Origin of the sequence: Aeromonas sp. QDB62 (assembly GCF_027705695.1) — a bacterium.
GTDB lineage: Bacteria > Pseudomonadota > Gammaproteobacteria > Enterobacterales > Aeromonadaceae > Aeromonas > Aeromonas allosaccharophila.
Genome location: NZ_JAPDCD010000008.1, coordinates 101,321 through 113,549, shown reverse-complemented (window position 1 = coordinate 113,549; position 12,229 = coordinate 101,321). Strand labels below are relative to the sequence as shown.

Below are 12,229 nucleotides of genomic sequence, written 5' to 3'. Positions count from 1 at the left end.
ATAAAATGTGAGCCGCAGCGCGAATGGAAGGGGGGACTCCATTTATAATTGCCGCGAATAATCTCAATCGGAGCCGAAGGGATGCCGGTCTTTATCGATGTCGAGTATGTGCAGGGATGGCGCCTGTTTGTGGTGTTATCGGATGGCACCACGGGCGTGCTGGATCTGACCCCCTGGCGAGGTCAGCCGCTGTTTGCAAAGCTGGAGAGCGAACGCCACTGTGCCAGGGTCTTCATCAACCGTCACCACCAGCTGGAGTGGCCTGTCGGATGCACCTTGTCTGCCCACGAGGTTTATCACCTGATCTCCCCCATCGATGAACGGGAAGCCTTCAGCTAATCCACGCTTTTTGTGAGCCAACGCCAGATTCCTGTTACTGGAATGTTTGTCCGTTTGCCTTTATGAATGAACTTGGGTAAAACCTGCGCAACATTTTGCCAACCTGCCTTCGCTTTCCCCCGACAGAGGCTTGCCGCTTTCACGCCGCAGGCCTTTTTTGCGGCCTGATGGTAAACCTTTCCCCTAGTGAAAGGTTTGGTGGGTTTAATGAAAAAAAACAAAATAAACAAATACATAAGGAAAATGTATGGCTTGTCATATGCGCACTCCTCTTGCCCTGCTGGTGGGCGGGCTCGCCTGTCACGGCGCCGCCGGTCAGGAACCGGTTCAACAGCTGGATCCCATGGTGGTGGTGGCAACTCGCCCGGCCAGCACGCTGGAGGTGACGCTGGATCCCAAGAAGCCCGGTTCCCCGATGCCCGCTGCCGACGGCGCCGGTTATCTGAAGAATGTCACCGGCATGAGTATGGTGCGTAAAGGGGGGCTGGGCGGCGATCCCGTGCTGCGGGGGATGGGGATGTCCCGCCTCAACGTGCAGATGGATGGCGGCATGCTGGCTGGCGGCTGCGGTGGTCGCATGGATCCACCCACTGCTTACGTCTTCCCCCAATCTTTTGACCGGATCCGGGTGCTGAAGGGGCCGCAATCCCTCGAGCAGGGGGCCACGCTGGCGGGAACCGTGCTGTTCGAGCGGGACAGGCCCGAGTTCACCGCGCCGGGTCTCAAGGCCGATGCCTCGGCTCTCTACGGCAGTTTTGGCCGCGATGACCAGATGGTGGATATGACGGCGGGTTCGACCGATGGCTATCTGCGCGGTCAGTTCACCCATTCCGATAGCGACGATTACCGCGATGGTCACGGTAACAAGGTGCGCTCTTTCTATCGCCGCGAGAATGGCACCGCGCAGCTTGGCTGGACGCCGGGGGAGCACACCTGGCTGGAACTCACCGCCGAGCGCAGCAATGCCCGCGCCGCTTATGCGGACCGCACCATGGATGGCCCCATGTTTGATCGGGAGTCCTTCGGGTTGAAGCTCAAGCAGGAGGAGATCACCCGTTATTGGCAGCGCAGCGAGCTGACTCTGTGGGACAACGACATCGACCACATCATGGACAACTTCAGCCTGCGGCAAAACAGCGGCATGAAGATGCTCTCCAACCCGGATCGCCGCAACAGCGGCGGTCGCTGGGCCAACGACATCGCTTTACCTGCCGACTGGTTGCTGACCGCCGGGTTCGACAGCAACCGGGATCAGCACCGCAGCCGGGGTGGCGTCGATTATGCGACGCAAGATCGCCAGCGCACCCTGCGTTTCGAGCAGCAGGGCGGCTTCGCCGAGCTGGGCCGTCAGCAGGGGGCTCATAGCTACAAAGGAGGCTACCGGCAGGATCGGGTAGTGACCACCCGCTATGGCGCCGGTGAACAGACCCTCTACAGCGACACCCTGGCCCTGAACAGCGGGTTTGGTCGCTACGAGTATCAGTGGTCGCCCCGCTGGTCCAGCTATCTGGCGTGGGGGCAGGCAGAGCGTGCGCCGGACTACTGGGAGCGCAGCAAGGACAGCACCCCGTTCACCCTCAACCCGGAGCGCAGCCGTCAGTGGGATGCGGGGCTGGCTTTGCGCAGTCGCGAGCTGGATCTGACCCTCTCCCTCTTTAGCGCCGACATCAAGGACTACCTGCTCTACAACAGCAAGTCGAACAAGGTGCGCAACATCGATGCCCAGACCCGGGGCGGCGAGCTGGAGGGGCGCTGGCAGTTTGCCGAGCAGTGGCGTCTCGATGGTGGTCTGGCGGTGGTGTATGGGGAAAACCGCAGCGACAACAAGCCGCTGGCCCAGATGCCGCCGCTCGATGGCAAGCTGGCCCTAGGCTGGCAGCCAGACGAGGCGCTGAACTTCACCCTGCTGGGGCGCGCGGTGGCGGCGCAGGATCGGGTGGATCTCTGGTCCGGCACGGTCGCCGGTCAGGATCAGGGGGAGACCCCGGGCTTCTTCACCCTGAACCTGAGCGGTGCCTGGCAGTTTGCCAAGGGATGGCAGCTCTCGGCCGGGGTAGACAACTTGTTCGACACCTTCTATTACGAGCACCTCTCCAAGTCGGTGCACGCCAGTCAGGCGGGGCTTGGCTACGAGCAGAGCGGCCGTATCCCCGAGCCGGGTCGCTCGTACTGGCTCTCGCTCAACTACCGTTTTGCCTCGGCAGGCGTGCTCTAACCAGTTGAGTCAGATAACGTTTTCAGTCACAGACACCGCTGTGTGAGCCTCGCTATCATGGTGAAAAACAGGCGTATCAGACGCCTGTTCTCACAGCGGGAACATAACAATGAAACAAGGAACGTTGCGCTATGGCGGCCTGCTCGGGGCCGCTCTGTTACTGGCGGCCTGTGGTGGTAGCGGTAGCAGCAGCTCTTCCGGTGGCGAGATAATCCCACCGGTACCCAACCGTACCGATCTGGTCAACAACCGCGCCTGTTATGGCGATGATCAACTCGCCTGCAACCTGCGCATCTATCAGGTGATGGTGGAGTCGTTTGCCGATGGTGACGGCAGTGCCAACTACGGCGTCGGTTATGGCCCCTCCCAGCACAACGGCGATCTGCAGGGGATCATCGACAGCCTCGACCACATCAAGAGTCTCAACGTCAACGCCATCTGGCTCACTCCGGTATTCGACTCCTGCGCAGGGCAAGGCGGTGACAACAAGCTCGATGCCACCGGCTACTTCGCCTGCGACTTTTTCACCGTGGAGCCCAACTTTGGCAGCAACGCCAAGCTCAAACAGCTGGTGGATGCGGCGCACCAGCGCGGTCTCTATGTATTCCTCGACGGGGTGTTTGGCCACGTCAACAAGGTGGGTGTGAGCAAGCCATCGCCAGAGGGGCGTCTGCCCGCTCTCACCGGCGGTGGTGCCGGTTATCCCGGTCAGCTGGTGGATTACAGCAAGCCGGAGAGCCTCGCCTACTTCAAGGAGGTGGCCCGTTACTGGGTCGAGCAGTACGGTATCGACGGCTGGCGCCTCGATCAGGCTTATCAGCTCAATCTGAATGAGTGGCGTGCCATGCGCAGCGAAGTGGAGCAAGCCAGCGCGACACGCAAGGCCGCCGGTCAGCAGTGGGGCACCCTCGGCTACATGGTGGGCGAGGTATGGAAGAGTGCCGACGAGATCCGTGCCGAGGCTTACGGCAGCAGCGACAATCCGGCGCTCGCCTCGGCGTTCGACTTCCCGTTGCGCTACGGCATCGTGCAGGCGCTGGCGGTGGAGGAGTCCGGCAAGGGGGGCCAGGGGGCCAGTGTGCTCGATGCCAGCTGGAACAAGGTGGAGAACTACCCCGGCCACGCCATGCCGAACCTGATGCTGGGTAACCACGATCTGGTGCGTTTCGGCGATCTGCTGGAGCGCGGCAACTTCAATCCGGCCGAGTACTGGCTGCGCCACAAGGCAGCCTTCAGCTTTATGGCGGCCCGCTCCGGCCCCATCACCTTCTATTACGGCGAGGAGTTTGGCGACGAGGTGCCGGGCTTTGCCAAGCAGGTGAGCGGTGATTGTGCGGCGCAGGGTTTGTGCGATGACCATGTGGCCCGCAGCGACGGCAAGGTGCCCGGTGTCACCGGCTTTGTGCCGGACAGCGAGCAGGCCGAATTGAAAGGGTGGCTCGCCCAGCTGCTGGCGATGCGCGCCGCTCATCCCGCCCTCTATCAGGGGGAGCGAGTCAAGCTGGTGGCCGACGGCAGCCTCTATGGTGACATCAAGCAGACGGCGAGCGAGCAAGTCGTCTATCTGCTCAACCTCTCTACCTCGGCGCTCAGCTACAACCTGCCGACCAACAAGCTGCGCAGCGGCAGTGCGCTGGTGGATCTGCAAAGTGGCGAGAGTCTGGCCCTGGGTAGTGACAGTGTGACGGTGGCGCTTCCCCCTTTGAGTGGCCGTTTCCTCCGCCTGCAATAAGTCAGCGGCAGTACGCTTTGATATGAGAGAGGGCCCCATCGCGGGGCCCTCTCTGTCATTGTGGCGAAAAGGTCATGGCGGGTTATGCGGTGGTCTGGCCCCGGTTTTCCAGCCGCTGGCGGAAGGCGCGGGCCAGTCGCTCGTAGAGATCCTGCGCCTCCTTGTCCTCGATATCGCCGCGGATCCAGGGGTTGTCGACGATCTCCAGCAGCACGCAGTCGCGGCCCTGCTGGCGCAAGTCGAGCCCGTAGAGGCCATTGCCGAGCTGATGGACGGCGCGGCGGGCGGTCTGCAGTACCCGTTCCGGCACCTCGTTCAGTGGCAACGCCTCGATGCGGCTCATGTCGAGCGGGTGCTTGCGGCGGCGAATGCGGTTACCGGGCTCTGGCCGGTAGCGGCGACAGGCAAACAGCGGCGAGCCATCGAGAAAACCGATGCGCCAGTCGAACTCGGCGGGGATCCGGCTCTGCACCAAGAGCAGGGCGGAGCGGCTCAGCCCTTCGTCCAGCAGCCGGGCCAGCTGCTGTTCGTCGCTGGCCATGGCGAGATCGCGCCCCTGCGCGCCATCGGGCACCTTCACCATCAACGGCAGGCCGAGCCGCTGTACCAGCTCATCCACATGGTGGCGACCGCGACGGGTCACCACCATGGTGGGCGGCATGGGCACGCCGCTGCGTACCATCAGCTCGTAGAGATAGAGCTTGTTGCTGCAGGCGAGGATGGCGCGGGAGCTGTCGATAACCGGCATCTTGAGCTGCTCGGCACGGCGGGCAAATTCGAAGGTGTAGTGGCCGACCGCGGTTTCGGCCCGCAGCCAGAGGGTGTCGAACTCCGGCAACCGCTCGATGGCCGACGGTGGCAGGATCTCGGCCCGGATCCCCTGGGCGGCAGCAGCCCGGATAAAGCGCTCCAGCGCCAGCCCATCACTGCTGGCGCGGCCATCATCGGGATCGACCAGAATGGCGAGCTGGTAGAGCGGCGCCGCCTGCTCCTCATCACCGGTGCCCACCAGCGCCTGAGCATGGTGCAGCATCAGTGCCTTTTCGCTTGGGCTCAGCTCCAGCGGTGACAGGCTCTGCTGCTGGCGTACCGACCAGCCATGACGGCCGCGCTTGAGGGTCAGCTCCTGCAGCGGCAACTGGCTCAGGCCGTAGTAGTAGCGGGCCAGCCCCGCCAGCTCGCTCTGTTCACACTGGCCGAAGATGGCGCGCACCCGGATCCTGTCCTCGCTCTGCTGGGCCAGCCACCCCTGTGCCTTGCGCCACAGCTTGGCCGGTGGCTGCTGGGGTTGCAGTCGGCTGATGGCCTGCAGACCCGGCAGGCAGTGGTGGCCGCGGGCCTGGGCCAGCAGCGAGCAGTAGTAGCCTGCGCTCAGGTGCTCCAGATTGCGGCAGAGGTTGATGATGCGGGGTCGGCCGCCGGTGGTCGGCACGCCATGTTGCAGATAGGTGCGGGCGGTCAGCAGATAATCGGCATGGTAAGGCCAGTCGCCCAGCTCTTCGACGATGACATAGGTACTCATATTTTCGGCTCCACAGATCAGACTGCCTGAAAAAAGGCAGGATCCCCAGTGGGCTTCGATGCACCGACAAGCACGACAATGGCGCGAGGGGAAACAAGAGGTTACAGTGCCTAATATGACGCTTTGGTAACTTGTGATACAAGTCGCATTTTTGGTGCTGAAGATAAATAACCGAACAAGGACTCCCCGTGTTGACCGTACGTGCGGCCCGAACAGATGGTCTGGGCGCCATCGTTAATCTGGAACGCTACTGTTTTCCCCCCGAAGTCGCCTTTGGCCGCAGCCGCTGGCACTATCTGCTGGCCCACGCCAAGGGGCGCACCCTGTTGCTGCTGGATGAGAAGCATCAGCTGATGGGCTATCTCTGCCTGCTGGAGCACAGAGGCTGGGATCGGCTGGTCATTCAGGCGCTGGCCATCCGCTGGACGGTGCGCCGTCTGGGCTGGGCCCGCCGTCTGCTGGAGCAGGTGATCCGGGAGGGCAAGGCCGCTGGCTGGGGGGCGATTCGCCTCGAGGTGGGGGACGCCAACGAAGAGGCGCTGGCGCTCTATCAGGGGTTGGGATTTCGTCCCCAGCAGCGGCTGGCGGACTACTATGGCCGCGACCAGCACGCCCACCGGCTGGTGCTGCCGCTGGTGAGCGACGAGGAGCGTGAGCGGCGCAGAGTGGCTCGCAAGCCGCCTTTGCAGGCATGCTAGCCGTGTGGAACGAGCAACATCGAGGAGCAGGATGAGCTGCGACAATTGTCTTGCTACCGCCATCAAGGCCAAGCTGGGGCGTTGCCCGGTCTGTGCCATCCAGACTTTCGTCATCGGCCTGATCGGCTGGCTGGTCTGGTGGTGGTGCGGCGCCGACACCTCGGTCAACGCCCTCACCGGCCTGCTGTTTGCGTTGGGGGGCTCGGGCCTGTTTCTGCTCCATCTGGTGGTATTTGTCTGGCGCAAGGCGACCGGACGTGAATTGAGCGATGAATGAATCTGAATAGATTCAAACAGATAAATAACGATATCGGTGTAGATATGGAGGTTCAGATGATTGCAATGGTAACGGGCGCCTCGTCCGGTTTTGGTGAAGCCATCAGCCGCCAGCTGGTGCAGGCGGGCTACAAGGTGATCGGCACCGGTCGCCGTGCCGAGCGGCTGGCCGCGCTGGCTGACGAGCTGGGCGAGCAGTTTCTGCCGCTGGTGTTCGACGTGCAGGACAAGGCGGCCACCCGCGCCGCGATCACCGGTTTGCCAGCCGCCTGGAGCGAAGTGGATCTGCTGGTCAACAACGCCGGTCTGGCGCTGGGGCTGGAGCCTGCCCACAAGGCGGATCTGGACGATTGGGAGCAGATGATCGCCACCAACATCAGCGGCCTGACCCTGCTCACCCGCCTGCTGCTGCCGGGCATGGTGGCGCGCAATCGCGGCCACGTCATCAACATCGGCTCCATCGCGGGCACCTACCCCTATCCGGGCGGCAACGTCTATGGCGCCACCAAGGCGTTCGTGAAGCAGTTCAGCCTCAACCTGCGCGCCGATTTGGCGGGTACCGCCATTCGCGTCACCAACGTGGAGCCGGGCCTGTGCGGCGGCACCGAGTTCTCCAACGTCCGCTTCCACGGTGACGATGCCAAGGCGGCCACCGTCTATCAGGGGGTGGAGGCGATCCAGCCGGAAGACATCGCCAATACCGTGCTCTGGGTGAGCCAGCAGCCCGCCCACGTCAACATCAACAGCATCGAGATCATGCCGGTGGCCCAGACCTTCGGCCCGCTCAATATCAGCCGCCGCTGATCGCTGCATTGGATGAAACAAAAGAGGCTCCCTCGGGAGCCTCTTTGCGTTGGCGAGCAGATTACAGGCTCATGATCTTCTTGAACTCCTCCTCCGAGTATTTCTTCTCGCTGCTCTTGGTCAGATCCGTCATCAGCTTGTAGCGCAGATCTTTGGCCATCTGATAGGTCTGCTCCAGCTGGCCGTAGGAGTAGTCGGCGGCCAGCCCGATGGCGGTGGCCTTGTCGTTGGCGTAGGTCTGCTTGAGGCTCTTGTCGAGCACGGCGACCTCCTTGTAGAGCTTGGCGCTCTCCTTGCTCCAGACGTTTCGCAGCAGCGGCAGGTATTTGTCCGGATTGGTGTTGGCCAGCGCCGTCAGGCTGCGGAACTGCCAGTAGGCGGAATCATCGGAGTAGCTGTCGCTGCCGCTGCGATAGGGCAGGGGGTAGTTTTCCAGGGTGTTGTAGAGCGGCACCATCACAGATTCGGCCAGCACGCCGTAGCTCTGCCAGATCAGCCCCTGCAGCTCTTTGGGCATCTCTTTGCGCAGCTGGATGACGTGGGATTCCAGCTGGCGATCGACGCGGATTGGCCGCTCTGCCTTGCCCGCCAGCGGCGTGCCGTCATAGGTGGCGCTCAGCACCCTGGCCACGTCCGGCACAGCGATGGGAGTATCCGGCTTCATAAACAGTGGATATTGCGCCAGCCGAGTCGCCTGTTTCTGGCTGGCGGTCAGCATTTTCTGGCCGAGCCACTCCCGATCCACGTTGTAGGGATCGGCAATCACCCCGAACGCCTTGGCGAAGTTGAAATCCTTCGGATCGGCGTTATCCAGCAGTTTGTGTTCGCGTACAAACTCCAGCAGCTTGGGCGAGTGCAGCACATCGGCGCTGTCGAGAGCGACGCCGTGGATGCGCAGGCCGTTGGCCACCATGGCGTAGCTGTCGTTCGGCACCCGCACCGCGATCCAGTGGTGGCCGGAGCCAATCTCCATCAGCCAGGCCTCGTTCACATCCGCCAGATAGAGGCTGTTGCCCTCACCGGCGCCATATTGCTCCACATAGCGGCCGAGCAGCTCGACCCCCTCTTTGGCCGTTTTGGCCTGCGGCAGGATCAGGGTCGGGATGATGGCCTCGATGACCCCCTTCTCGATCAGCGGATCCGCTTTTTGGGCCTTGTCGTTGACCTCGGCGCTGGTGGTAGCCGAGATGGCGACGTTGAACTCGTTGATGCCGCGCTCCTCATAATATTTGCCTGCTGGGTCGCTGGTTGTTGCATCCCAGTCGTGGATGGCGGAGTAGGCGAAGAACGCCTTGGGCATTGGCACTTCCAGCCCGTTGCCCAGTTTCCAGCTCTTGCCCTCGTTCTGTTGTGCCGGGTGGAAGGCCAGATACTTGTTCCAGTTGTTGACGCCAAAATCCTCGTTTCTGGCGATCATTACGCTGCCATCGGCACTGGCCCCCTTGCCGACGATAAGGCCGGTACAGGCATCGGCACTGGTGCCAAGCAGGGTGAGCAGGGTGGCGGAGAGAAGACTCAAGGTGTGTTTTTTCATAGTTATGCCCGAAAGGTTGCGGTGAGTGAGAGTCAGACGAGGGGATGAGGTGTGGGGAGGCCGCAACTCCGAACTGGCAGCGGAGCGAGCACGGCAGATTGGTCTGCCTGTTATTGGTTTTACGAACAGATCATCCATGACACGGCTGGCTGGTTGTGATGTGCGCCAAAATTGTATGCCTCGCTGGTTGTTTGTTTTGTGATCGAACTGCTGTTCCTGACTTTTCTCTGGCGCCGTGGCGCGCGGACGGTGAAATGTGCCAAAACAGCGTGAACCGGCAGCAGATGAGTCATGATTCTGACGCCTGCTTGCGTGGGGGCCGTGGTGAGCGCCGCCATAGCGCGGGATCTTGCACCATCTGACAAGTTGGCCTGTAACTTGCTGGTTTTATTGGTAATGGTGGGGCCTGACGCCCCATGTGACCGGATCAGCCTGTGCCCATTGCCGCAGATGCGCACCGAATTGGAGCCCCCATGGATATCAAACCCTACAGCCAGCAGCTTGCCCAGAGCGCATCCAACAACCGCGCCCTCGCCACCCTCAACAGTGCCGGCAGTGGCGGTCAGGGCGGTGGCTGGGAGGAGATGGTCAGCCTCTCCACCCAGCGCATGACCGGTCAGGCCCAGCAGGTGCTGACCTACGAACATCTGGCCAAGAACAACAAGCTGCCGCCGGCGCTGGATATGAGTTCCGACAAGGGGGGCGTGGTGCAGCAGCTGGTGGACAAGGCGCTGGGCTTCGATCGCAAGAAGTTCAACGAGATAGAGGAGAAGCTCAAGACGATCGCCGACAACAAGCAGCTGACCGCCGAGGAGCGGGCGGAGCAGAGCAAGCCGCTCAACGAGCAGCGAGAGAAGATGTTGAAAGAGGCGATGGATCGCCTGACCGGCCAGAAGTAGGGGCGGCGATGTGCCGGATTGGCCGGCAAGTCGGGGCGAAGAGGCAAGATCTTGCCCTGAATGGTGGCTCGGGGAGTGAACGGTCTGGGTAAGGAAGGCGGGAGACAATATTGCCTCCCGCTTGATATGGTGGCCGCGCATGTGGCCGCGAGTCGGGCGTCATTACGCTTGCATGGCAGTTTGAGCAGCCCGGTCGGGACTATTCGCTAGCGACGATGCCGATCCCGATGGCTTTGGTCTGAACCGCCTTGAGCTGGTCGCCCTCTGCAATCAGGTTAAACTGCTCCGGGTTGTTGATCTTGATGGTCAGGGTCTCATCCACCCCTCTGACGGTGACCGTCTGCTGTTGTTTGTTCAGTCCGATGACATCGGCATAGATGGTCACCTTCATGCCGACACCGCCACCCGGTTTCTCATCTGCCCCGGCCCGTTCGCCATCCACTTCCACGATCCGTTTTCTGATGCCTGCGGTGCCTTTCAGCAGCTCTACATCGAGTATCTGCAGATACTTGAGCATGACCTTGTCCCCGACCTTGACGTTCGGCAGGTTGGCAACCTGCTCGCCAGCGACGATATCGAAGGTTTCACCCTCTGCGTTTTTCAGACTGACCTGGCGGGTCTCCAGGTCGATGGCGGTCACGGTGGCACTCGCCGTGAGCTCTTGCGCCAGGCTGGCTTGCCCAGGAGCGACGTCGACTCCTGCGATGACCTCGGCGGCTTGTACCAGAGTGGTCGAGAGGGTAAACAGACCAGCAATCCATGCATGCTTCAGTTTCATATTTCAGACCTTCCTGTATGACGAGGGATTGGATGAAAACTGACGGGGGTAGCAGGATGGGAAAGTGATGGGGAGTCTGATCACCTGGGTGCTACCCGCCCTCCTGACAGACCATAGCAGAGCCATACCTGAAAATGCCTCTGCAACGCCCGGCAATCTCCATTCTGATAACCAGCTCCCGTTTTTGACCTGACGTGATCGCAGGCGCACAATGTCCCCGCTCTGTTCAAGTCGAGGATCCCGCCGTGTACAACTTCCAATATGCCAACCCGACCCGCATCTGTTTTGGTGAGGGGCAGATCGCCAGCCTGCCTGAGCTCATCCCGCCCGGCAGTCGCCTGCTGGTGCTCTATGGCGGTGGCAGCATCAAGCAGAACGGCGTTTATGAGCAGCTGACCCGGGCGCTGGCAGGGGGGACGTGGCAGGAGTTCTCCGGCATCGGCGCCAACCCCAGATACGAGCTGTTGATGGAGGCGGTGGCGCTGGTGAAGCGCGAGCGTATCGACTTCCTGCTGGCGGTCGGCGGCGGTTCGGTGGTGGATGGCACCAAGTTTGTCGCGGCGGCGGCCTGCTATGAGGGGAGCGATCCTTGGGATATCTGCGGCAAACAGGCGAGCGTGCACCAGGCGCTGCCGATGGGCTGCGTGCTGACCCTGCCCGCCACCGGATCTGAGAACAACCCCACCTCTGTGGTGAGCCGGGGAGATGTGAAGATCTCCTTCAGAAGCCCGCTGGTGCAGCCGCAATTTGCGGTGCTCGATCCGGCGACCACCTACAGCCTGCCACCCCGTCAGACCGGCAACGGGGTGGTGGATGCCTTCATCCATATCACCGAGCAGTACCTCACCTTCCCGGTGGGGGGCGATGTGCAGGACCGGCTGGCGGAAGGCTTGCTGCAGGTGCTGGTGGAAAACGGCCCCAGAGCGCTGGCGGAGCCTGCCAACTATCAGGTGCGGGCCAATCTGATGTGGGCCGCCAGTCTGGCGCTCAACGGCCTTATCGGTTGCGGGGTGCCGCAGGATTGGGCCGCTCACGCAATCGGTCATCAGCTGACGGCGCTCTACGGGCTGGATCACGGCCAGAGTCTGGCGGTGGTGCTCCCCTCACTGCTCCGTGAGCGGGCGAGCCAGAAGCAGGACAAGCTGGCCCAGTTTGCCGAGCGGGTGTGGCATTCGACCCGCGAGGACAAGGCCCTGCGCATTGAAGAGGCGATCATCCGTACCGAGCAGTTCTTCCAGAAGATGGGATTGGGCACCCGGCTCTCTGACTATGGTCTCAGCGAAAGCTGCATTCCGGCGGTCTGCTCCAACCTCAAGCGGGTGGGGCGTACCGCGATCGGGGAACATCAGGATATCGACCCGGATCGGGTGGCGCGCATTCTCGCCCGGGCGCTATAAGCCGGTGTCGATTGGTTTCCACGAGTGATTCATTT

General features: G+C 62.0%; 11 protein-coding genes. 8 read left to right on the top strand and 3 right to left on the bottom strand.

The features are described 5' to 3' along the window. Positions 1–81: 81 nt before the first annotated feature. The 3 genes from OKC27_RS06120 to OKC27_RS06110 all read left to right on the top strand — a co-directional run bounded on the left by OKC27_RS06120 (position 82) and on the right by OKC27_RS06110 (position 4,286). Entirely contained in the window at positions 82–339 is a 258-nt protein-coding gene (locus OKC27_RS06120) for a DUF2442 domain-containing protein (protein ID WP_042057607.1), read from the top strand. Positions 340–586: 247 nt separating this feature from the next. Continuing rightward, complete coding sequence (locus tag OKC27_RS06115) at positions 587–2,554, top strand: TonB-dependent copper receptor (RefSeq protein WP_270693370.1); 1,968 nt, start codon at positions 587–589, stop codon at positions 2,552–2,554. Positions 2,555–2,663: 109 nt separating this feature from the next. Beyond that, positions 2,664–4,286: an alpha-amylase family protein gene (locus OKC27_RS06110; protein ID WP_270693369.1), complete on the top strand. Its 1,623-nt coding sequence runs from the start codon at positions 2,664–2,666 to the stop codon at positions 4,284–4,286. An 82-nt stretch (positions 4,287–4,368) separates the two neighbouring features. Here the strand turns inward: OKC27_RS06110 and OKC27_RS06105 are convergent, their stop codons facing one another. After that, positions 4,369–5,808, bottom strand: coding sequence for a RimK family protein (locus OKC27_RS06105; RefSeq protein WP_042057599.1), 1,440 nt, complete (start codon positions 5,806–5,808; stop codon positions 4,369–4,371). 188 nt (positions 5,809–5,996) lie between these two features. Between OKC27_RS06105 and OKC27_RS06100 the strand changes: the two genes are divergently transcribed. From OKC27_RS06100 to OKC27_RS06090, 3 genes are read left to right on the top strand one after another with little or no spacing between them, the layout of a single operon-like run. Continuing rightward, the gene (locus tag OKC27_RS06100) at positions 5,997–6,506 is read left to right on the top strand and encodes a GNAT family N-acetyltransferase (protein ID WP_270806013.1); all 510 of its coding nucleotides are present in this window, start codon (positions 5,997–5,999) and stop codon (positions 6,504–6,506) included. Positions 6,507–6,537: 31 nt separating this feature from the next. Next, entirely contained in the window at positions 6,538–6,783 is a 246-nt protein-coding gene (locus OKC27_RS06095) for a DUF3624 domain-containing protein (RefSeq protein WP_234605319.1), read from the top strand. 56 nt (positions 6,784–6,839) lie between these two features. Next, entirely contained in the window at positions 6,840–7,586 is a 747-nt protein-coding gene (locus tag OKC27_RS06090; RefSeq protein WP_182938327.1) for an SDR family oxidoreductase, read from the top strand. 61 nt (positions 7,587–7,647) lie between these two features. Here OKC27_RS06090 and OKC27_RS06085 read toward each other — a convergent pair whose 3' ends face one another. Continuing rightward, a complete protein-coding gene (locus tag OKC27_RS06085; protein WP_182938326.1) occupies positions 7,648–9,120 on the bottom strand; it encodes a C69 family dipeptidase in 1,473 nt (490 codons plus the stop codon). A gap of 473 nt (positions 9,121–9,593) precedes the next feature. On the opposite strand from OKC27_RS06085, the gene OKC27_RS06080 reads away from it, so the two are divergent. Then, positions 9,594–10,019, top strand: coding sequence for a hypothetical protein (locus OKC27_RS06080; protein ID WP_182938325.1), 426 nt, complete (start codon positions 9,594–9,596; stop codon positions 10,017–10,019). Positions 10,020–10,218: 199 nt separating this feature from the next. Here OKC27_RS06080 and OKC27_RS06075 read toward each other — a convergent pair whose 3' ends face one another. Continuing rightward, on the bottom strand, positions 10,219–10,797 hold the full coding sequence (locus OKC27_RS06075) for a hypothetical protein (RefSeq protein WP_042023117.1): 579 nt from the start codon (positions 10,795–10,797) through the stop codon (positions 10,219–10,221). 245 nt (positions 10,798–11,042) lie between these two features. Here OKC27_RS06075 and OKC27_RS06070 point away from each other — a divergent pair, with 245 nt between their 5' ends. Then, the gene (locus OKC27_RS06070; protein ID WP_270806012.1) at positions 11,043–12,194 is read left to right on the top strand and encodes an iron-containing alcohol dehydrogenase; all 1,152 of its coding nucleotides are present in this window, start codon (positions 11,043–11,045) and stop codon (positions 12,192–12,194) included. Positions 12,195–12,229: the final 35 nt, after the last annotated feature.